Below are 21,655 nucleotides of genomic sequence, written 5' to 3' on the forward strand. Positions count from 1 at the left end.
CCGGCCCGAATGCAATGGAGGGAACGCCCCGTTTTTTATTAACTTATAAACATATTATATATAGTGTTGTATGCGTAAAGACTTACGCTTATCTTTGCAGACTGAAAAATATTATATATAATGATTAAGATTACTTTACCCGATGGATCGGTTAAGGAGTTTGAAAAGAACACAACTCCGATGGATGTTGCTAAAAGCATTAGTGAAGGCTTGGCCAGAAATGTTATTTCTGCAAGTTTTAATGGCACAAAAGTGGAAACGGTTACGCCTTTGACCACCGATGGGAGTCTTATATTATATACATGGAACGACGATGAAGGAAAGCAAGCATTCTGGCACTCTACTTCGCACATCATGGCTCAGGCCCTGGAGGAACTATACCCCGGTGTTAAATTGACCATTGGGCCTTCTATTGATAATGGCTTTTATTATGATGTTGATTTAGGCGACCAAACAATTTCTGAAAAGGATTTTCCTGCCATTGAAGCTAAAATGCTGGAAATTGCCAGAGGGAAGCATGACTACAAAATGCGTTCGGTTAGTAAGGCCGAAGCTTTGGATTTTTACAAAAAGCAACATAATGCGTTTAAAGTAGAATTGATTGAAAATCTAGAAGACGGGACCATTACTTTTTGCGACCACGATACGTTTACCGATTTATGCCGCGGCGGGCACATACCCAACACAGGGATTGTAAAGGCCGTAAAACTATTGTCGGTAGCTGGCGCTTATTGGAGAGGAGATGAGAACAACCCACAACTTACACGTATCTATGGGATTTCTTTCCCGAAACAAAAGGAGCTGAAAGAATATCTTGAATTACTGGAGGAGGCTAAAAAAAGAGACCACAGGAAACTGGGCAAGGAACTGGAACTGTTTACTTTTTCTTCTAAAGTAGGTCAAGGATTGCCTCTATGGTTGCCAAAAGGTGCTGCCTTGCGGGAACGCTTGGAGAATTTTTTAAAGAAAGCGCAAAAAAAAGCGGGGTACGAGCAAGTTGTTTCGCCACATATTGGACAGAAAGAATTGTATGTAACATCTGGACATTATGCTAAATACGGCGAAGATAGTTTTCAGCCCATACATACTCCAAAAGAGGATGAAGAATTTTTATTAAAGCCCATGAACTGCCCGCACCATTGCGAAATATACAATTCGCGTCCGTGGAGCTACAAAGAACTTCCAAAGCGTTATGCCGAATTTGGCACTGTATATAGATATGAACAAAGCGGAGAGCTACACGGTCTAACACGTGTTCGCGGGTTCACGCAAGATGATGCCCATATTTTTTGTACCCCGGACCAATTAGATGACGAGTTTAAAAAAGTAATCGATCTTGTGTTGTATGTTTTTGGATCTTTAGGGTTTGAAAATTTTACGGCTCAGGTTTCGTTGCGCGATCCCGAAAACCCCGATAAATATATTGGCAGTGACGAAAATTGGGTAAAAGCAGAAAATGCAATACTTAGTGCCGCTAAAGAAAAGGGATTGAATTATGTAGTTGAAACCGGCGAGGCCGCTTTTTATGGCCCCAAACTAGATTTCATGGTAAAAGATGCCCTGGGAAGAAGCTGGCAACTGGGGACCATACAAGTAGATTACAACCTTCCCGAGCGTTTCGACTTGAGCTACAAAGGCAGCGATGACAAGCTGCACCGCCCGGTAATGATACACAGGGCCCCATTTGGAAGCATGGAGCGTTTTGTGGCCATACTGCTGGAACATACCGCTGGAAATTTCCCGTTATGGTTGATGCCGGAACAGGCTATTATATTGTCAATCAGTGAGAAATATGAAAAATATGCCGAAAAAGTTTTAAATTTATTGGAAAATAACGAAATTCGCGCCCTCATTGACAACCGAAACGAAACAATTGGCAAAAAAATACGTGATGCCGAAATGAAAAAAATCCCGTATATGCTTATTGTTGGCGAGCAAGAAGAAAAAGACGGTACAATTTCTGTAAGAAAACACGGAGAGGGCGACATAGGTACCATAACCATAAATGAGTTCTCAGATTTGATAAATTCAGAAATCAATCGTACATTAAAGAAGTTTTAAAAATTAAGTTTAATTAAAATTATTTAGCCATAGCAATTAAAAGATTTAACAGAAACGCTCAAAGAAGAGAAGTTAAAAATCCGCATAGAACCAACAAAGAGATCCGTGTGCCGGAAGTGAGACTGGTAGGAGACAATGTTGAAATGGACATATACCCAACCAAAACCGCTTTAAGCAAAGCCGAAGAATTAGGATTGGACCTCGTTGAGATTTCACCCAATGCCAAGCCACCTGTTTGTAAAATAATGGACTATAAAAAGTTCTTGTACGAACAGAAGAAAAGAGAAAAGGCACTGAAGGCGAAAGCCTCCAAAGTCGTGGTTAAAGAGATCCGTTTTGGACCCAATACCGATGATCATGATTATGATTTTAAAAAGAAACATGCCGAAAAGTTCTTAAAAGAAGGTGCAAAATTAAAAGCATATGTTTTCTTTAAAGGACGTTCTATTGTTTATAAAGATAAAGGAGAGATTTTGCTGCTTAAACTGGCATCGGAGTTGGAAGATATAGGGAAAGTAGAACAAATGCCCAAATTGGAAGGAAAGCGTATGACCATGTTCATAGCTCCTAAAAAAACCAAGTAATTTACCTAGTACGAATTTTAAAAGTACAAAGTTAAAAGTTAAGGATACTGTTAATCCCGGTAGTTATCGGGACAGTATATAAAGATAATAAGCGAGATAATTAAATAAATATTAGGATTATGCCTAAACAGAAAACAAAATCCAGTGCCAAAAAGCGTTTTAAGCTTACCGGTACCGGTAAAATTAAAAGAAAGCACGCTTTTAAGAGTCACATCTTAACAAAGAAATCTAAAAAGCGTAAGCTTGCACTAACTCATTCTGGTTTAGTAGATAAAGCAGATGAGAATAGTATCAAGGAACAATTGCGTTTAAAGTAATTGCCCTTAGGTTCAATTAAATTGTTTAACCCTGGAGTCAGGCCATTTTAAAAAATTAAGCGCTTTTATAAGAGTGTTAAATCAAAAATAAATGAAACAAAGTGCCGGTTATCGGCCGCCTGCTACAAAAAATTAAAATTATGCCAAGATCAGTAAATTCAGTAGCTTCAAGAGCACGAAGAAAAAAAGTGATGAAGCAAGCAAAAGGCTACTACGGTAGACGTAAAAACGTTTGGACGGTTGCCAAGAATGCGGTTGAAAAAGCGATGTTATATTCGTACAGAGACCGTAGAAATAAGAAAAGAACTTTCCGCGCGTTGTGGATTACCCGTATTAATGCGGGAGCCAGATTGCATGGAATGTCTTATTCTCAGTTTATGGGGAAAGTAAAGGCTAACGAAATTGAGCTTAACCGTAAGGTTTTAGCCGATTTGGCCATGAACCACCCAGAAGCTTTTAAAGCAATTGTTGAGAAAGTAAAGTAAACGTTTAACAATATATTATCCGCTTATAAAAATCCCGGTTCGTTGAACCGGGATTTTTTATGGCCTTATTTAACGTGGGTTCGAGATAGAAAAGTTAACACCTCTATTAAAATTGCTTATTGTTGCAAGGTTTGGAGACCTTCTAGGTGTTTTAATTTTACGGTTAAACACTCCCTACAAGGTCGAAAAAAAGATCTTGCAGGAGCTTGTTGAACTCAACTACTTAAAATAAGCATCCAACATAGATTACTCTATCGAAAATTATATTATTTAATTATGTCTTATTCCACTATTTCGGGTAACTGGGCAATAAATATTTCATGAACAGCTTCAGGAGACAAAATATGACCTTTCTTTTGGGCACTTTGCGCCAGCTCGAAACCACGGTGAGCGGCATCCATACGCTGTATGGGCGTACCATGGTGCCCATCGCTCTCAAAGCTGCAGTCGCCTATATTGAAAAACAGATCAAAAAATTCTTCAACGCGCTTCCAGTTATATGTTGCTCCCCTTTTATGGGTCATATAATAAGCGGCAAAAAAATCGGCCTCCAATTCGGTAGAACGTGTAGATTCTGGCACATTTCCATCTTCAACAGGATAACTCCAATTGTTATTAAACTGTATTTGGTGCCCCCATTCGTGTGCCAGTATTCCAGTCCAAATAATATTGGCATCGATTCCCGTTTTTGTCATTACCGAAACTATTCCGTCGCTTATTACAATTATATCTCCTTGGCCCTTACCGAAAAAATTATCAATATTAATGGCAAATCCGTCAAATGAAACAAAGGGGTTTTCAATTAAAAAAGTACTCTCCTCGTTAATTGCATATATTTCCCCAATAAGTGCATCAATATCAGCAGTTGGGCCATAAAGAAAAGGCAATGTTTCCCTAAGCAGGTCTTCATTTTTAAAATTGGCATTATGCTGCCCTTTTACAGCAACTTCATTTGACATGTCCCAAAACCTTTCTTGATCTTTTACCCTTTTTTTCATTAAATTGGTATATTTTCCATCGACACCAAAATATTGCGGGCTTGTATCAACAAGAGACATGTAAAAGTTAATATCGCTGTAAATACTGTAAAACTGAGCTCCCAATTGATCGAGGTTTTCTGAAATTGTTTCATCAATAGCCTCATCGAAAGCAGTTGTTCCACATTCTGACGGTTCTACAACTTTGGAAAAGTTGTCGTAGTACGAGAATTCATTTATCCCAAGATCTATATTAACGGTTGTTCCTTGCGATAAATTAGGGAATTTGTTGATAATAGAAGTAGCATAAACGGCATTTAAATCGGGATCTACATAAGTATCTTCTTTAGTACAAGATCCAAGCATTATAGCAATGACTATAACGCCTGTTAAAAGGTAGTTGGTTTTCATAAAGTTATTTTTAAGATTATAGCTACATAATATAGAAAAACTTCATATTTTAAACAATTTAATTCGACCAACTGCATTATAAAATTTTAATTAGAAAACCCTTTTATAGATTTGTGTAAATTATAAATTCCTAACAAAGTATTAACTTCAATCTGGTTAAGAAGCCTTATTTTTGCACCTTATTATTAAAAAACTATGGATTTATCAAATGTAAAGTTGGTGGTTACCGATATGGACGGAACACTTTTAAACAGTAAAGGGGAAGTAAGCACGCTTTTTTTTGACCTTTTCAAGGAACTCCGTAAGCACAATATCCATTTTGTTGCCGCAAGCGGAAGACAATACAACAGCATAACCAACAAACTCGAAAAAATTGTTAACGACATTACCATTATTGCCGAAAACGGTGGTATTGCCAAACAAGGTACCGATGAACTTTTGGTAACAAATATGCCCAACGAAAGCATCCATGAGTTAATTACCTTATTAAGAAAGTTGGAAGATGTATATGTGGTACTTTGTGGTAAAAAATCTTCTTACATTGAAACTGAGAATGAAAAATTTATTACTCTCTTTAACGAATATTACGCTGCTTATAAAGTTGTAGACGATTTAACAAAGGTTACCAATGATGATTTTGTTAAAATAGCGGTATACCATTTTGATAGTTCCGAAGACCATATTTACCCCGCCGTACAACATTATGAAGACACTTTGCAAGTAAAGGTTTCTGGAAAAAACTGGTTGGACCTTTCGCACCCAAATGCCAACAAAGGCTATGCCTTAAAGCTGCTTCAAACAAAGTTGGGGGTTACCAAAGAAGAAACCATGGTTTTTGGAGATTACAACAACGATTTGGAAATGCTGGACTTGGCACATTTTAGTTATGCCATGGAAAATGCACACCCAAATGTAATCAAGGCTGCAAACTATAAAACCAAAAGCAACGACGAAAATGGTGTTGAATTTATACTGGACCAATTAATAAAAGCCAAGAAAAAGCTATCCTAATTTAATTTCCAAAAGCTGTTATTACAACCGATCTGCTTCCGCCGTGGTTTCTGTGTTCACAAAAATAGATTCCTTGCCAAATTCCAAGGTTTAACCTGCCGTTTGTAATTGGAATCTGCACTGAACTCCCCATCAACGAAGCCTTGATATGTGCCGGCATATCATCTGGGCCTTCATAGGTATGGATATAATATGGTGCATCTTCGGGAACCATTTTATTGATATGGCTTTCAAAATCTGTTCTAACGGTCGGATCTGCATTCTCATTAATGGTTAAACTGGCCGAAGTATGTTTTATAAATATTTGAAGTTGCCCGATTTTAATATTTTTTAATTCCGGGACCGCATGCAGGATTTCCCCTGTAATTAAATGAAACCCCCGTTTCCTCGCTTTTAATTTTACTTCTTTTTGAAAAAACTCCATCCTGCTATATTATGTTTTTTGCTTTTTCTTTTTTGCCGCCGGAAACAGTACATTATTCAATATCAACCTATAACCGGGAGAATTTGGATGCAATTCCAACTCTGTTTTTGGATCCCCTACCCTATGTTGATAATCTTCGGGGTCGTGCCCGCCATAGAATGTAAAAAATCCTTTTCCTTTAATTCCGTGAATATACCTTGCTTCCCCATTTACTTTATTTTCGGCCATTACCAATACGGTTGGACGAATGGTATTTGGATCGTAGGCAGTAGTTTGCCCCATAAAGCCCTTAATTAAAGAAGTATGGTTTTGACATAACATTGTAGGCACCGGATCCCATTTTGCCGAAAACTCCATTAATGTGAAATAATCGGTTTCCCGTTGTACCGTTCTTCTTTTGTTTGTCATGTCTATGGAAGAAAATTCGTATTCCAACGGGTTTCGTTCCAGTATAAAGTCCTTAAAGGCAAAAGTTTTTGAAAAATCTATTTTTGACTGATAATTTGGTGTTGACGGGTCGCCATCAAACATGGGCTCGCATATATCTAGGCCTTCTGCTGACAGAGCTATATCGAAACTATCGGTAGCCGAGCACATGGCAAACATAAACCCGCCGCCCACAACATAATCACGAATTTTTATCGCTACCGCCAATTTTTCCTGAGAAACTTTATCGTAACCCAAATCGGTAGCCAGCGCCTCGGCATCTTTTTTTTCCTGGATATACCATGGTGTTGCCCGGTAGGCCCCGTAAAATTTTCCATATTGACCCGTAAAATCTTCATGGTGCAAATGCAACCAATCATAAAGCAGCAATTTGTCTTCCAGCACTTCGGTGTCGTAAACCACATCATAAGGGATTTCGGCATAAGTAAGCACCATTGTTACGGCATCGTCCCAAGGTTGATTTCCCTTTGGGGAATAAACCGCAATTTTCGGTGCCTTTTCCAAGATTACCGATTCCTGGTTTTTGGATGGGCTGCTAATTTCTTTTAAAATGGTTTCGGTTTTTGCATCTGATAAAACTTCAAAAGAAACGCCCCGAATTTGGCATTCTTTTCGTATTTCATCAGTATCCGTCATTAAAAATGAGCCGCCCCTATAATTAAGTAACCACTTTACCTTTTCATTCTTTGCCAACACCCAATAGGTAATTCCGTAGGCCTTTAGATGGTTTTTTTGCGTTTCGGCATCCATTGGTATTAATATATAAGAGGCCAAGGCGGTTTTTAGACCAAAAACAACACAAAAAAGGAGCAGACACACATGGGCGCGCCACTCCTTTTTAATATGCTTTTTTTTACAGTTATTCTCGGGCATTATAATTTTTCAGTTTTCAGATCAACATGCATCTTTTCTATCTGAAAAATACAATTATAAATCGAAACCTAAGTCTTTTCTGTAATACATTTTATCAAAAGTTATACTTTCAAGACTTTTATAGGAAGTTTTTAAAGCTTCCCGGAAATCATCCCCATAGGAAGTTACTGCCAACACCCTTCCACCGGAAGTTAATACTTTATTGCCGTCTAATTGTGTCCCGGCATGAAAAACAATAGCATCTGTTACCTTATCGTGCCCTGTTATTTCCTTTCCTTTTTCGTAAGCTTCGGGATATCCGCCCGAAACCGCAACCACGGTTGTAGCTGAGCGTTCGTCTATTTTCAAGTTTATTTTATCGAGCGTGCCTTCTGCCACTGCCTGGAGCATATCTACCATATCGTTTTGGATACGCGGGATTACCACTTCGGTCTCAGGGTCGCCCATTCGCACATTGTATTCAATAACATATGGTTCTTCCCCAACTTTAATCAAGCCGATAAAAACAAATCCTTTATAGGGAATTTCATCTTTTTGAAAACCTTCTATAGTCGGTTTCACTATGCGTTCTTCTACCTTTTTCATAAAGGTTTTATCTGCAAAAGGCACTGGCGAAATGGCGCCCATGCCACCAGTATTAAGCCCGGTATCTCCTTCGCCAATACGTTTGTAATCTTTAGCCGTTGGAAGTGTTAAATAATTCTTTCCATCGGTCAGTACAAAAACGCTTAATTCTATACCGCTTAAAAACTCTTCAATAACTACTTTGGCACTTGCATTGCCAAATTTGGCGCCGACCAACATATTTTTAAGTTCTATTTTGGCTTCTTCGATATCGTTAAGTATCAACACCCCTTTTCCGGCCGCAAGACCATCGGCCTTTAAAACATATGGCGGATGGAGCGTTTCTAAAAAGGCATAACCGGCATCCAGGCTTTCTGAAGTAAAACTTTGGTAAGCCGCAGTAGGAACATTGTGTCTTGCCATAAATTCCTTGGCAAATTCTTTGCTTCCTTCCAGAATGGCCCCGCTTTTTTGAGGTCCGATTACCGGAATGTTCTTTAATTCACTGTCATTCAAGAAAAAATCATGAATCCCTTGTACCAATGGATCTTCGGGCCCAACAACAACCATATCTATTTTTTTAGCCGTTACCAGCTTTTTTATGGCAGGAAAATCGGTTACCGAAACAGCTACATTAGTAGCTATCTTTGCGGTACCTGCATTTCCGGGTGCTACGTATAATTGTGTGGTTTTATTGCTTTGCGCTATTTTCCATGCAAAGGTATGTTCCCTGCCTCCAGAACCTAATATAAGGATGTTCATTTTTACTGAATTATATTGACTTTTATTTTAAAGATGCCAAAGTTACACGGACTAGCTGCAAAAACATAATTTAATCCTGAAAAAGTTTTTGATTTGTCGGCCTGTAATGCTAAAGTTTTCCTTTATGCTAATAGACGTCTGAATATATTATAGGAAGCACGTTGTTTTTTATGCATGTAATAATTCTTTAAGTGAAGGAAAATAACTTCTTTAACTAGCTCCGCAAATTCTTATGTTGCTGAGAGATACCATCTATAATTTATATTTACTCAGCAAGTTACTTTTAGCACAAATTACTTCCTGTTCCTATTGGAAAAATCTCGATGTTCTTTTTTGTAGAGCTCTTCTGTTGGTAAGTTTTTAAAATATTGGTACGTACGTTTCATGCCATCTTTGCGGGTTACCTTTGGCTCCCAGCCAAGGATTTCACGGGCTTTGGTAATATCTGGCCTACGTTGTTGCGGATCGTCTTTTGGTAGGGGTTTATACACTATTTTTTGGTCGGTTCCCGTTAGCTTCACAATTTCTTCGGCAAAATCTTTTACGGATATCTCGGTAGGATTGCCAATGTTTACAGGCTCATTATAATTACTCATCAACAAGCGGTAAATTCCTTCTATTTGGTCGTCTACATAACAAAAAGAGCGGGTCTGGCTACCGTCGCCAAAAACGGTAATATATTCACCGCGAAGGGCTTGGCCTATAAATGCCGGGATTACGCGTCCGTCGTTTAATCGCATTCGCGGACCGTAGGTATTAAAAATACGGGCTATGCGCGTATCCAGATCATGGAAACGGTGGTAGGCCATGGTAATGGACTCCATAAATCGTTTGGCTTCATCATATACACCACGCGGACCAACCGGACTCACATTTCCGTAATATTCTTCAGTTTGTGGGTGTACCAAGGGATCTCCATATACTTCAGAAGTTGAAGCTACTAAAATTCGTGCTTTTTTATCTTTGGCCAATCCCAATAGATTATGCGTTCCCAAAGCTCCGACTTTTAATGTTTGGATAGGGATTTTTAAATAATCAATCGGGCTGGCGGGCGATGCAAAATGAAGAATGTAGTCCAATTCGCCAGAAATATCCACGAAAGTTGTTACATCATGATGACGAAATTCAAAATCTGGGTTGGCACGAAGGTGTTCAATATTATTAAGGTCGCCCGTAATCAAGTTGTCCATTCCAATAACATACATTCCTTCATTAATAAACCGATCGCATAAATGCGAGCCTAAAAACCCGGCTGCCCCGGTTATTAAAATACGCTTCTTTTCCACATGGTTTTGTTTAATGGCGAAGGTAAGTATTTTTTGTTGTAATGCAGTTATGCTGTTATGTTACTATTTTTTTGTTTAATTTCTTTTATTCTGACGGCATTCCTGTTACTTTTCATTCAATCCAATTGATTACTTGGCAAAACAATGTATTTTTGATGCTAAGAAACAACCAGCTATGGCAAAGCTTACCATTTTAATTCATTGTAAGGATACTTCCGGAATTATTGCTTCGGTCACCAATTTCATTCATAAAAATCATGGCAATATTGTTTATATCGACCAGCATGTGGACAGGCACAACAGCATTTTTTTTATGAGATCTGAAAGCGAATTTAACCCAAAAACTTTCGATCTATCATCTTTTAAAAAAAATTTCGGAGCGCTCATCGCCGAAAAATATGAAATGGAGTGGGAGCTTTATACAGCAGCTTACAAACCTAAAATGGCCATATTTGTTTCTAAATACGACCATTGTTTGTATGATATCCTCGGGCGTTATAATGCAGGGGAGCTCCATGTTGAAATTCCGTTTATTAGCAGCAACCACCCCGATTTAAAATATATTGCCGATAGTTTTAATATTCCGTTTTTCCATATCCCGGTTACCAAGGAAACCAAGGCAGCATCAGAAAAGGAACAATTGAGGCTATTAAAAAAACATGGAGTCGATTTTATTGTCCTGGCTCGCTATATGCAAATTGTTTCGAGTAAACTTATTGAAGCATATCAACATAAAATCATTAATATCCACCATTCTTTCCTGCCTGCCTTTGTTGGGGCAAAACCTTATCATTCTGCCTATAAAAGAGGCGTGAAAATTATTGGCGCTACCAGCCATTATGTAACCGAAGAACTTGATGCCGGCCCAATAATCGAACAGGACGTGGCCCGTGTAACACATGCACATTCTACTGAAGATATGGTAATGAAGGGGCGCGACCTTGAAAAAATCGTGCTGGCAAGGGGAATAAAACTGCATATAGACAGAAAGACCATGGTTTTTAACAACAAGACCATTATTTTTAGTTAACGGCTATAACCCGTAGCAATTATTTCTTATCTTGTATGGGAAGATATGTTTATTTTCCAAACCCATTCTTGGCATTGCCTTTCCAATACTTAATTTGCAAAAACACCATGTCTAAGAAAACCAAAATAGCAATTGTTGGCCCCATACCACGGGATAAGATTATTACCCATAAAGGTGATGTAATAAAAAAATATGGCTGTGTCACGCATCCGGTCATTGCGTTGGCCAAACTCCTAGAAAACGACGGAGAGGTTTTCCCTATTTCCCATATCCATAAAATTGACGAAGCGCCCATAAAAAAAATATTCCATCAGCATACAAATATTAAAGTTGATGGTATTTATACCCACAAAGACAAAGGAACGGTAATAGAACTAAAATTTCTGGACCAAAACAACCGCAAAGAGCAACAACGCTCTAAAATGGAGCCCATAAAAAAAGAGGACATTGAAAAATTTACCGATGTAGACGCCTTTGTATTTGTGCCCATTACCGATTTTGAAATTGAGCTAGGCGCCCTTCAGTATATAAAGAAAAACAGCAAAGCCACTGTTATTTTTGATGCCCACGGCCCCACCACCTGGATAAACGATAAGGGAGAGCGCCTCAGAAAATTTTGGAAGGACAAAAATAAATGGTTCCCTTATATTGATGTCTTAAAAATGAACTTGGAAGAATCGCAGTTTAGTTGGTTGGAAGATGAAAAAATCCTTACTTCTTATGATGAAAATTATACAGACCACTTGGACGATTTTGCCGAAGACACCTTGAGAAAAGGCGTTAAAATACTTTTTGTAACATTGGATTCCCGTGGATGCGTTACCTATCAATTCAATAATGATACGCTACAAAAAGATTGGATCCCATCGGTAAAAGTTACCAATGTTATAGACACGACCGGGTGCGGAGATTCTTTTGCGGGTGGTTTGGCATACGGGCTTACCTGCTATAACGATCCCATAAAAGCCGCTCAATATGCCAATGTGCTTGGGGCATTAAGAACGCAGGGAAAAGATTTTCAGGTTTTTAAAAACAAACAGGAAACCGACCGTATTCTGCGGGAAAATTACAAAGAAGAAAAGTTAAGCTAAAAAGCAACAATATTTCGGCACCTTAAGTATACTAACTTAATAACTCTATAACCCATTGGTAATTTCTACTTAACATAGAATAGCCAATCTATTCTGAAATTTGTACCAGAAAGTAAGTTTCATACTTTGAATTGTTTGAGTTAGCAAGTTAGTTTAGAAAAAGCCGGTTTATACAAATCGGCTTTTTTCATTTATATTTCGGCAATACCGTATGGGCAAGGCTTTTTAACTACAATTTCTCATGTAGTTCCTTAAAATACGAAAAAGCCTTTTGCAAACGCGAACCATACCAAGAAAAGTATTCCCCGTCTACCAATATAACCTTGCCTTTAGGTATTTGTTTTTGTATTTCTGCCATATGTTTTTCCTTAAAGGGGTACGGCTCGGAAGAAAGTAATATGTATGCTGTTCCTTTTGATTTTAATTGAGCTAATTCAATTTCGGGATACCGGGCATGGGCTGCAAACACATTTTTAAAATTATTGAGCTTTAAAAGATGATCTATAAATGTATTTCCGCCAGCAACCATCCATGGCTTTTTCCAAATAAAATAGGCGACATTCCGTAAAGGTTTATTCTGGATGAAAAGTTCAAAATCTGCTTTCTTTTCTTCAAGGTCCCTTATCAATACCAAAGCTTTGTCTTCAACTTTAAAAAGCACCCCGTATTGATTTATGAGCGACAAAGCATCTTCAAAAGTAAAAATATCCGAAACATGGACTGTTGTAAACTGCTCCAGGCTCTCCACTATTTTCTTTGTGTTTTCTTCTTTATTGCAAAGTACAATATCTGGCTGAAGCGACCGAATAACATCCAGTTTAATGTTTTTGGTGCCACCAACTATTTGCTTTCTATCTTTTATTGATGAAGGATGCACACAAAACTTTGTAACCCCTACCAATTGCGCCTCCAGGCCAAGGTCGCATAGCAACTCGGTCTGGGAAGGCACCAAAGAAACAATTCGTGCAGGCGTTTCGGGAATGTTGATATGTCTTCCTGTTTGATCTATCAACCGAAACATTTTTTATAAATATGCAGCCATTTGCTGTTGCAGTTCTTTTGCCTTTTCGGCTGCTTTTTGGGCAAAATTTTCATCTTTAGAAGCATAGATAATGCCCCTTGACGAATTAATGAGCAAGCCAATATTATGGGTCTTCCCGTATTTACATACCTCATCCAAGCTTCCGCCTTGGGCACCTACGCCCGGTACCAGCAAAAAACTTTCGGGGATAATGTTTCTTATTTCTTTTAAATATGTTGCTTTAGTAGCACCTACCACATACATTAAGTTTTCTGAATTTTTATAAGATTTGGATGTCTGCAAAACTTTTTGGTACAAAGGAACTCCTTCTACGTCTTTAGTTTGAAAATCGAAAGCTCCTTCATTTGAAGTTAATGCCAAAAGAATGGTATGTTTGTTTTTAAATGCCAGAAAAGGTTCTACCGAATCTTTCCCCATGTATGGTGCAATGGTAACCGAATCGAAGTTTAAATCTTCAAAAAAAGCTTTGGCATACATGGTTGAGGTATTCCCTATATCGCCACGTTTGGCATCTGCAATGGTGAAAAGCTCTGGGTATTTTTCGTTAATATAGTCTATTGTTTTTTTAAGTGATTGCCATCCTTTAATTCCATAGGCCTCATAAAATGCTATGTTGGGCTTATAAGCAACTGCCAGATGATGTGTAGCATCTATAATGGCCTTATTGAAAGCAAAAACAGGATCGGTTTCTTCAAGCAAGTGTGACGGGATTTTATCAATGTCAACGTCCAGGCCTATGCAAAGAAAGGATTTTTTTAGTTTGATTTGTTCGATGAGTTGTTTTGTTTCCATTAGTAAAGTTTACATCTAATATAAAAAATGTCACACTTCGACAGGCTCAGCATGACATTCTTCTCTTTCTCATTTAAATTTAAAATAAATATCGTTTACATTGTTTCATTGGCTTCTTTGAGCTTCTCGGTATTTTCTGTCATTTTTAATTCTTCAATTATTTTTTCCAGGTCACCGTTTACAATATTAGACAAATCGTAAAGTGTCAACCCAATTCTATGGTCGGTAACACGCCCCTGCGGATAATTATACGTCCTGATTTTGGCACTTCTATCTCCGCTGGAAACCATACTTTTACGTCTTGCCGAATCTTCTTCCTGTTTTTTTGCCAATTCGCGTTCGTACAAACGTGAACGCAATACTTTTATGGCCTTGTCTAGATTTTTATGCTGCGATTTTTCGTCTTGGCACCGTACTTCAATTCCTGTTGGAATGTGTTGAAGCTGGATTGCAGAATACGTAGTGTTTACCGACTGGCCGCCGGGCCCGGTTGAAGTAGTCCGGATAATTTTTACATCGCTCATGTCCAATTCCACATCAAACTCCTCAGCCTCGGGAAGTACCATCACCGTGGCAGCCGATGTATGCACGCGGCCTTGTGTTTCGGTTTGTGGCACACGCTGTACACGGTGTACCCCCGATTCGAACTTCAGGGTTCCGTATACGTTTTCCCCATTTATCTCAAAAATAATTTCTTTGTATCCTCCAGAGGTCCCCTCGTTAAAATCTACCACGTTTACTTTCCAGCCCCTGCCTTCGCAATATTTGGTGTACATACGGTGCAGGTCGCCTGCAAAAATACTTGCTTCGTCCCCACCAGTCCCAGCACGGATTTCCATCATGACGTTTTTGGCATCTTCTGGGTCTTTAGGGATAAGCATATACTTTATTTCTTCTTCCAGGTCGGGCAGCTTTTCTTTGGCCTCTTCCAACTGCATTTTGGCCATTTCCACCATTTCGGAATCGCTTCCGTCTTCTATTATCTCTTCGGCTTCGGCTATATTATCGAGTACTTCTTTGTAAACTTCGCGTTTGTCTACTAATTCTTTAAGTTCTTTGTATTCTTTGTTGAGTTCTACATAACGCTTTTGGTCGGCAATTATATCCGGTTGGATAATCAAGTCGGAAATCTCATCGAAGCGCTGTTTTACAATGTTTAATTTATCTAACATAATTCGTCTCTAATTCGGTTTGCAAATTTACGATTATTTTTGGTGATTTTATATTTTGATAATATTCCGTTAAAATTTCTTTTTAAAACCATAATATAAATATTTTTATGTGCATGAGAACCCTGCTGTTACTATTCTACTATTACAAAAACTATATGTTTGTTTCGCTATTTATACAACTCATTTTGTCTTTTATTTCTTTTCCATTAGCCGCTATTTTTTTGTGTAAAATTGCACTGTTTAGTACTGTTTTTCTTTCTCAGTTAAAATTGGGTAATCATAATAGTTTTATTTTATATCAAAATCTTACATTGTCTGCTTTTAAACTATATCTTGGTGTACTTATTATTGATTTTATTGTGAGTTATTCTTTTCATAACCTCTTAATTATATTTTTTTGATACTTGAAATTGACAATATTGAGCTTAATTACAACCAGAAGAGAATCCTTTCGGGGGTTTACTTTAAGAATGAAATTGGTAAGATTACCGGAGTTTTAGGAAGAAATGGCTGTGGAAAAAGTAGCTTACTAAAAATTATTTTTGGAGACCTAAAGCCTAAGTACAAACTTTTACGACTTGATAAAAAACCGTTATTAAAGCCTTTTTACAGGACGGGTTTAGTAAAATATCTCCCACAACATTCTTTATTACCTACTACTATGAAACTTAAAGATGCTTTTTTCTTAATGAATGTAGATTGGTTTTTATTTGTTGAACTTTTTCCGAACTTCATTAATTATGAAAATACTAAACCCAAAGAAGTTTCGGGTGGTGAATTGCGAGTTATTGAAACCTATCTAATTTTAAAATCGCCTGCAAGATTTATCCTACTCGATGAACCTTTTTCTCATATTGCTCCCATTTATATGGAAAAAATTATCAGTCTAATTAAACAAGAAAAACAACGAAAAGGAATTATTATTACTGATCACTTATATGAACACATTGTATCTATTTCTGATGATCTATATTTATTGAAAGATGGGTATACCAAACAAATTAAATCTAAAGAAGAATTGGTTGACCTTGGTTATATAACCGGCTTCTTTTAATCTTTTTTATAAATGCTTGGAAAGTGTTATTTTTTAAGAAGTTCTTCGACTTCAATTTTTAGTTTTGGTAACTCTCTCATAATAATTGTCCAAATTACTTCATCAGAAATATTATCATACTCATGCGCAATTCTGTTTCGGGTGCCAATTATTTTTTAAGCATTATTAATTTCAATCTTTACACTTTCATGCTTAGAAATTCTATTAATTGCTTCTCCAATTATTTCTATATTCCGTTCAACAGCTTTCTTTGTTTTTAAATCTTTTTGGTACTCCAAAAAATCTTTTTTTTCAGGCAAAAAACTAAAAATTTCGTCAATAGACCTTGAAATATCTTCAAGCCATGCATTAATTCTATTGTCCATAAATTAGCGTTTTTGTCTCGTCAAGCTCTTTTCTAAAAAACTTATTCTGTATTGCTCTGTCTTCAACAAGATCGATTTGGCGTTTTAATAGCTCCTCTAGTTTTTCTTTTAATTGAAAGTATAAATCTGTGTATTTAAAAGGGTCGTTCTCCTCAAAGTCGACAACAAAATCAATATCAGAATCTTCATTAAAATCTTCCCTGGTAACTGAACCAAAAGCAAAAAAAGTTTTAACTCTGTATTCTTTACAGAGTTTTTTGATACTCTCGATATTTTTTTTGCTTATTTTCATCTGTATAAAATTTTTAATCTTTTGAAATTGAATGTCTTAAAAATTTTATTCATATCAATCGGGAATTTATCCATGAAAAAATTTATGTTCATTTCATAAATCAAATGTAACAAAAAAGCACTTATATTTAAAAGAAGGGCATCTCAAACATATTCAGTCAAAAGAAGAAATTAATTAACTGTGTTATGTAACTGGATTTTTTTTAAATCTCTTTATAAACATTCGGAAAATGTTTTTCCATATATAAGTTGGAGCCTTTAACTTTTGTAAAACCAAACTTTTCGTACAACCAAGGTGCTGTGTCGGTTATTAACATCCATCGGCGTAAATTTTGCAATTCAGGATGGTTTGTAACTACTTCCATAAGCCATTTGCTCAACCCTTGCTTTCTGTATTCATCCAAAATAAAAACATCCCCCAAATAAGCAATCGTTGCATAATCTGTTATAATACGTGCAAAACCAATTTGTTTATCGTTGTGAAAAAGTCCGAAATTCAACGAATTATCAATCGATTTCTGGACAGTTTCCAACGGAATATTATCGCACCAACCGGCTTCTGTACTTAAAAACCGATGAATAAAAGGGACATCAAGTTTTTCTTTATCTGTAGTAATTAAAAAATCTCCTTTTAGAATTTCGCTTGTTAACATTTAGGCATATTCAAAGGTTCCATATTCGCTGGTAATGGTCAGTTTTTTGGTTTCAGAAGTTTCTACGCGACCAATAATTTTGGCATCTACATGAAATGATTTTGAAATTTCAATGATATCGTTTGCAATATTTTCGTCTACGTACAACTCCATTCTATGCCCGCAATTAAATACCTGATACATTTCTTTCCACGAGGTTTTGGATTGTTCCTGAATTAATTGGAACAATGGCGGTACCGCAAACATATTGTCTTTTATTACATGGACATTATCTACAAAATGCAATACTTTGGTCTGTGCGCCACCACTACAATGAACCATTCCGCTAATTTCAGCCGGGTTGAACTTTTCTAATATTTTTTGAATGATGGGTGCATATGTCCTAGTTGGCGAAAGCACCAGTTTTCCGGCATCGATTGGCGTATTTTCAACGGAGTCCGTCAATTTAACGTTCCCGGAATACACCAGCTCGGAAGGAACATCATGATCGAAACTTTCGGGATATTTTTCGGCCAGGTATTTTTCAAAAACATCATGCCGTGCAGAAGTAAGCCCGTTACTGCCCATTCCGCCGTTGTATTCTTTCTCGTATGTTGCTTGCCCAAACGATGCCAACCCAACAATTACATTTCCCGGTTTAATGTTGGCATTGTCTATAACCTCGCTCCTTTTCATCCTTGCAGTAACGGTAGAGTCTACAATGATGGTGCGGACCAAATCGCCCACATCGGCTGTTTCGCCACCTGTGGAATGTATGTGTACGCCAAAAGATTTTAATTCGGCAATCAATTCTTCTGTTCCATTGATAATTGCTGAAATAACTTCGCCCGGAATTAAATTTTTATTCCTCCCAATAGTTGAAGAAAGCATAATGTTTTGTATTGCACCAACGCAAAGAAGGTCGTCTATGTTCATAATCAAAGCATCTTGCGCTATGCCTTTCCATACCGATACATCTCCGGTTTCTTTCCAGTACATGTAGGCCAAAGACGACTTTGTCCCGGCACCATCGGCATGCATAATAACGCAGTGTTCCTTGCTTCCGGTGAGATAATCGGGTACTATTTTACAAAAGGCTTTCGGGAACAATCCTTTATCTACATTTTTAATAGCGTTGTGAACATCTTCTTTTGATGCCGAAACACCTCTTTGTGTGTACCTCTTGCTTATCTCTGAACTCATTTATAAAAATTTTATGCAAAAATAGCCTATAAATAAAAAGCACACAAACAAAAGTTCGTGTGCTTATTCTTTTAGAAGGTTGGTTTAAATCCTCCTAATCCTTTTGTGGTCTTTGGGCAAAAGCTTTCTTGGTCTTTTCCGGCTCAAAAACCACATCATTAAATTGATTAATAGCATTCCAAAGATATAAAATACCTCGGCTCATTTATCAGGGAAAACACCCTATTTGTGCTTTCTTGTAGGATTTTTCGATAAAACATTGTAAAAAACAGATTAAAAGCCCCGCACAATGAATTTGATAGAAAAAATACTACCAATTTCTACTTCTACAAACATTTATCTAGTAAATAATAACTCGCGGTATTTTGTAAGCGGCCATATGTTATCGTCTACCAAGAGTTCCAGTTTATCGCAATGGTAGCGGATGGCTTCAAAATGCGGCAAAACCTTTTGGCAGTATGCTTCGGCTTTTAGTTGTGCTTTTTCCAGTTTGTTTGCTTTTTTACGTTCTTCGGTCATAAACCTCACCTTAGAATTAATTTCAGAAATATGGTTCGATATTTCTTCGATGAGGTCCAATTGTTCAGGTGCCAATTTTTTAAATTCGCTTCCAAATACTTCTTTTAGTCCTTTTACATTTTCTATCAATCCGTTTTGATACCTAATGGCGGTAGGTATTACATGATTTCTTGCAATATCGCCCAGTACGCGTCCTTCAATTTGCACTTTATGCACATATTCTTCCAATTCTATTTCATGGCGCGCTTTAATCTCTGTGGCGTTCATGACCCCCATTTCTTCGTATAGATCCAATGTTTTTTTAGAAACGGATACTTTTAATGCCTGCGGGGTTGTTTTATTGTTGCTAAGCCCCCTTTTCAAGGCTTCTTTCTCCCATGCTTCGCTATAACCATCTCCTTCGAACCTAATTTTTTTGGAAGCTTTTATATATTCCCTCAACACGTTAAATATAGCTTCATCCTTCTTCAGGTTCTTTTTATCGATTAGGGAATCTACTTCTTTTTTAAATTCTTTTAATTGTTTTGCCACAATGGTATTGAGTACCGTCATGGGCTTGGCGCAATTGGATTTGGAGCCTACGGCCCTCAACTCAAATTTATTTCCGGTGAATGCAAAAGACGAAGTTCGGTTTCTATCGGTATTATCCAGTAATATCTCGGGAATCTTACCCACAACATTCAGCTTGAGGTCTGTTTTTTCCTGAGGAGAGAGCTTCCCTTTGGAAACATCTTCCAGTTCGTCCAAAACCTTTGTTAACTGCGAACCAATAAATACCGATACAATTGCCGGCGGTGCCTCGTTGGCACCCAAACGGTGATCGTTGGTAGCCGAAGCCACCGATGCCCTTACCAGTTCTTCGTAGTCGTGTACAGCTTTAATGGTATTGATGAAAAACGTTAAAAACTGAAGGTTTTTGGTAGGCGTACTTCCCGGGCTCAATAAATTTGTTCCATTATTGGTAGCCAAAGACCAGTTGTTATGCTTCCCAGAGCCATTGATCCCCGAAAATGGCTTTTCATGAAACAGCACTTTAAAATTATGCTTATCGGCAGTTTTGTCCATTAAGTCCATCAAAAGGGAATTATGGTCTACCGCCAGGTTTGCCTCTTCAAAAAGTGGTGCCAGCTCAAATTGATTGGGAGCCACTTCATTATGGCGTGTTTTTACGGGAATCCCAAGCTTTACACAATCGTTCTCAAGATCGCGCATAAAGCTCAGCACGCGGTCGGGAATGGAGCCAAAATAATGGTCGTCCAATTGTTGCCCCTTTGCGGGGGAATGCCCGAGCAGTGTTCGTCCTGCCAAAACAATATCTGGCCTGGAATACGCCAGCGCCTTATCTATTAAAAAATATTCTTGCTCCCAGCCCAAAGTTGCGTTTACCTTGGTTACGCTTTTATCGAAATAACGGGCCACTTCGGTCGCCGCTTGGTCGATTGCCTGTAATGCCCGCAACAACGGGGCCTTATTGTCTAAGGCTTCGCCCGTGTAGGAAACAAAAACGGTTGGTATACACAAGGTCGTTCCATATACAAATGCCGGCGATGTGGGGTCCCATGCAGTATAGCCACGTGCTTCAAAGGTATTCCTGATGCCCCCGTGCGGGAAACTGGAAGCATCTGGCTCCTGTTGTACCAATTGGTCTCCTCCAAATTTTTCAACGGCATGCGAATTGCTGATCGGCTCAAAAAAAGCATCGTGTTTCTCGGCCGTTGCGCCCGTTAAAGGCTGAAACCAATGTGTATAATGCGTTGCACCTTTTGATATGGCCCAGTTTTTCATGGCCGCGGCAATTTCATCGGCAAGCTTTCGGTCTATTCTTTCACCTCCTTCTATTGCAGAAATTACACTGTTGAATGCTTCTTTCGACATTACCTGCCGCATGACCATTTCATTAAAAACATTGTTACCAAACATTTCCGAACGTTTGGCAGTGGACTCGATGGCCAATGGTTTGCGTTCAAAAGTTTTCTTTATTGCTTTAAACCTGATTGTTGACATATACCTAGTTATAAAAAATTCATTTTAAAATCTATCTGTTTAATTAATAACAAAAATGCTATTTAAGTCTAAAAAAAAGTACCTTTCAAATAAATTAAATATTAAATAATTATTAACATTTTTCCTTAAAATTATATATTTAAAAAATACCCCCCTGCAAAAATAGGGTATTAATAAAAATAACAAAGTTTTTTTAAAATTGCCCCTATATTTTTCGGTATGAAAAACAAAAAAACATATTTTTGTCATCGAGTAAAG

Annotated in this window: 20 protein-coding genes and 1 pseudogene; 8 read left to right on the forward strand and 13 right to left on the reverse strand. The window is 37.7% G+C overall.

What is annotated here, in order from left to right; genetic code table 11:
* Positions 1 to 120: 120 nt before the first annotated feature.
* From thrS to rplT, 4 genes are all read left to right on the forward strand, one after another.
* Complete coding sequence (gene thrS, locus UXI14_RS11890; RefSeq protein ID WP_335966316.1) at positions 121 to 2,061, forward strand: threonine--tRNA ligase; 1,941 nt, start codon at positions 121 to 123, stop codon at positions 2,059 to 2,061.
* A 35-nt stretch (positions 2,062 to 2,096) separates the two neighbouring features.
* Positions 2,097 to 2,645, forward strand: a complete 549-nt coding sequence (gene infC, locus UXI14_RS11895) for a translation initiation factor IF-3 (RefSeq protein WP_277901412.1) — start codon at positions 2,097 to 2,099, stop codon at positions 2,643 to 2,645.
* A 119-nt stretch (positions 2,646 to 2,764) separates the two neighbouring features.
* On the forward strand, positions 2,765 to 2,962 hold the full coding sequence (rpmI, locus tag UXI14_RS11900) for a 50S ribosomal protein L35 (protein ID WP_277901410.1): 198 nt from the start codon (positions 2,765 to 2,767) through the stop codon (positions 2,960 to 2,962).
* Between the two features lie 140 nt (positions 2,963 to 3,102).
* Positions 3,103 to 3,447: a 50S ribosomal protein L20 gene (gene rplT, locus UXI14_RS11905; RefSeq protein WP_335966317.1), complete on the forward strand. Its 345-nt coding sequence runs from the start codon at positions 3,103 to 3,105 to the stop codon at positions 3,445 to 3,447.
* Positions 3,448 to 3,728: 281 nt separating this feature from the next.
* Here the strand turns inward: rplT and UXI14_RS11910 are convergent, their stop codons facing one another.
* Positions 3,729 to 4,835, reverse strand: a complete 1,107-nt coding sequence (locus tag UXI14_RS11910; RefSeq protein WP_335966318.1) for a hypothetical protein — start codon at positions 4,833 to 4,835, stop codon at positions 3,729 to 3,731.
* Positions 4,836 to 5,030: 195 nt separating this feature from the next.
* On the opposite strand from UXI14_RS11910, the gene UXI14_RS11915 reads away from it, so the two are divergent.
* Positions 5,031 to 5,846 carry a Cof-type HAD-IIB family hydrolase gene (locus UXI14_RS11915; protein ID WP_335966319.1) on the forward strand — a complete coding sequence of 272 codons (816 nt, stop codon included), beginning with the start codon at positions 5,031 to 5,033 and terminating at the stop codon, positions 5,844 to 5,846.
* Between the two features lies 1 nt (position 5,847).
* Here UXI14_RS11915 and UXI14_RS11920 read toward each other — a convergent pair whose 3' ends face one another.
* The 4 genes from UXI14_RS11920 to UXI14_RS11935 form a co-directional block, all read right to left on the reverse strand.
* A complete protein-coding gene (locus UXI14_RS11920) occupies positions 5,848 to 6,270 on the reverse strand; it encodes a secondary thiamine-phosphate synthase enzyme YjbQ (RefSeq protein WP_335966321.1) in 423 nt (140 codons plus the stop codon).
* 9 nt (positions 6,271 to 6,279) lie between these two features.
* A complete protein-coding gene (locus UXI14_RS11925) occupies positions 6,280 to 7,590 on the reverse strand; it encodes an asparagine synthetase B (protein WP_335966322.1) in 1,311 nt (436 codons plus the stop codon).
* Positions 7,591 to 7,644: 54 nt separating this feature from the next.
* Positions 7,645 to 8,916: a phosphoribosylamine--glycine ligase gene (gene purD / locus UXI14_RS11930; RefSeq protein ID WP_335966323.1), complete on the reverse strand. Its 1,272-nt coding sequence runs from the start codon at positions 8,914 to 8,916 to the stop codon at positions 7,645 to 7,647.
* Positions 8,917 to 9,209: 293 nt separating this feature from the next.
* Positions 9,210 to 10,202: a UDP-glucuronic acid decarboxylase family protein gene (locus UXI14_RS11935; RefSeq protein ID WP_335966324.1), complete on the reverse strand. Its 993-nt coding sequence runs from the start codon at positions 10,200 to 10,202 to the stop codon at positions 9,210 to 9,212.
* Between the two features lie 175 nt (positions 10,203 to 10,377).
* On the opposite strand from UXI14_RS11935, the gene purU reads away from it, so the two are divergent.
* Entirely contained in the window at positions 10,378 to 11,232 is an 855-nt protein-coding gene (gene purU / locus UXI14_RS11940; RefSeq protein WP_335966325.1) for a formyltetrahydrofolate deformylase, read from the forward strand.
* 107 nt (positions 11,233 to 11,339) lie between these two features.
* Positions 11,340 to 12,323, forward strand: coding sequence for a carbohydrate kinase family protein (locus tag UXI14_RS11945; RefSeq protein ID WP_335966326.1), 984 nt, complete (start codon positions 11,340 to 11,342; stop codon positions 12,321 to 12,323).
* Positions 12,324 to 12,552: 229 nt separating this feature from the next.
* On the opposite strand, the gene UXI14_RS11950 is transcribed toward UXI14_RS11945, so the two are convergent.
* The 3 genes from UXI14_RS11950 to prfA form a co-directional block, all read right to left on the reverse strand.
* Entirely contained in the window at positions 12,553 to 13,344 is a 792-nt protein-coding gene (locus UXI14_RS11950) for a helical backbone metal receptor (protein ID WP_335966327.1), read from the reverse strand.
* Positions 13,345 to 13,347: 3 nt separating this feature from the next.
* Positions 13,348 to 14,157: an orotidine-5'-phosphate decarboxylase gene (pyrF, locus tag UXI14_RS11955; RefSeq protein WP_335966328.1), complete on the reverse strand. Its 810-nt coding sequence runs from the start codon at positions 14,155 to 14,157 to the stop codon at positions 13,348 to 13,350.
* Between the two features lie 95 nt (positions 14,158 to 14,252).
* The gene (prfA, locus tag UXI14_RS11960) at positions 14,253 to 15,329 is read right to left on the reverse strand and encodes a peptide chain release factor 1 (protein WP_335966329.1); all 1,077 of its coding nucleotides are present in this window, start codon (positions 15,327 to 15,329) and stop codon (positions 14,253 to 14,255) included.
* 397 nt (positions 15,330 to 15,726) lie between these two features.
* Here prfA and UXI14_RS11965 point away from each other — a divergent pair, with 397 nt between their 5' ends.
* On the forward strand, positions 15,727 to 16,383 hold the full coding sequence (locus UXI14_RS11965) for an ABC transporter ATP-binding protein (protein ID WP_335966330.1): 657 nt from the start codon (positions 15,727 to 15,729) through the stop codon (positions 16,381 to 16,383).
* Positions 16,384 to 16,409: 26 nt separating this feature from the next.
* Here UXI14_RS11965 and UXI14_RS11970 read toward each other — a convergent pair.
* The 5 genes and pseudogenes from UXI14_RS11970 to UXI14_RS11990 all read right to left on the reverse strand — a co-directional run bounded on the left by UXI14_RS11970 (position 16,410) and on the right by UXI14_RS11990 (position 21,397).
* Positions 16,410 to 16,748 (reverse strand): annotated as a pseudogene (locus UXI14_RS11970) (HepT-like ribonuclease domain-containing protein).
* On the reverse strand, positions 16,738 to 17,040 hold the full coding sequence (locus UXI14_RS11975; RefSeq protein WP_335966331.1) for a nucleotidyltransferase domain-containing protein: 303 nt from the start codon (positions 17,038 to 17,040) through the stop codon (positions 16,738 to 16,740). The pseudogene UXI14_RS11970 and the gene UXI14_RS11975 overlap by 11 nt, the downstream one beginning before the upstream one ends.
* A 202-nt stretch (positions 17,041 to 17,242) precedes the next feature.
* Entirely contained in the window at positions 17,243 to 17,692 is a 450-nt protein-coding gene (locus UXI14_RS11980; protein ID WP_335966332.1) for a GNAT family N-acetyltransferase, read from the reverse strand.
* A complete protein-coding gene (locus UXI14_RS11985) occupies positions 17,693 to 18,874 on the reverse strand; it encodes an AIR synthase related protein (protein ID WP_335966333.1) in 1,182 nt (393 codons plus the stop codon).
* Positions 18,875 to 19,210: 336 nt separating this feature from the next.
* Positions 19,211 to 21,397, reverse strand: coding sequence for a glutamine synthetase III (locus UXI14_RS11990; RefSeq protein ID WP_335966334.1), 2,187 nt, complete (start codon positions 21,395 to 21,397; stop codon positions 19,211 to 19,213).
* Positions 21,398 to 21,655 lie beyond the last annotated feature (258 nt).

The organism is Galbibacter sp. PAP.153 (assembly GCF_037029175.1).
Taxonomy (GTDB): Bacteria; Bacteroidota; Bacteroidia; order Flavobacteriales; family Flavobacteriaceae; genus Galbibacter; species Galbibacter pacificus.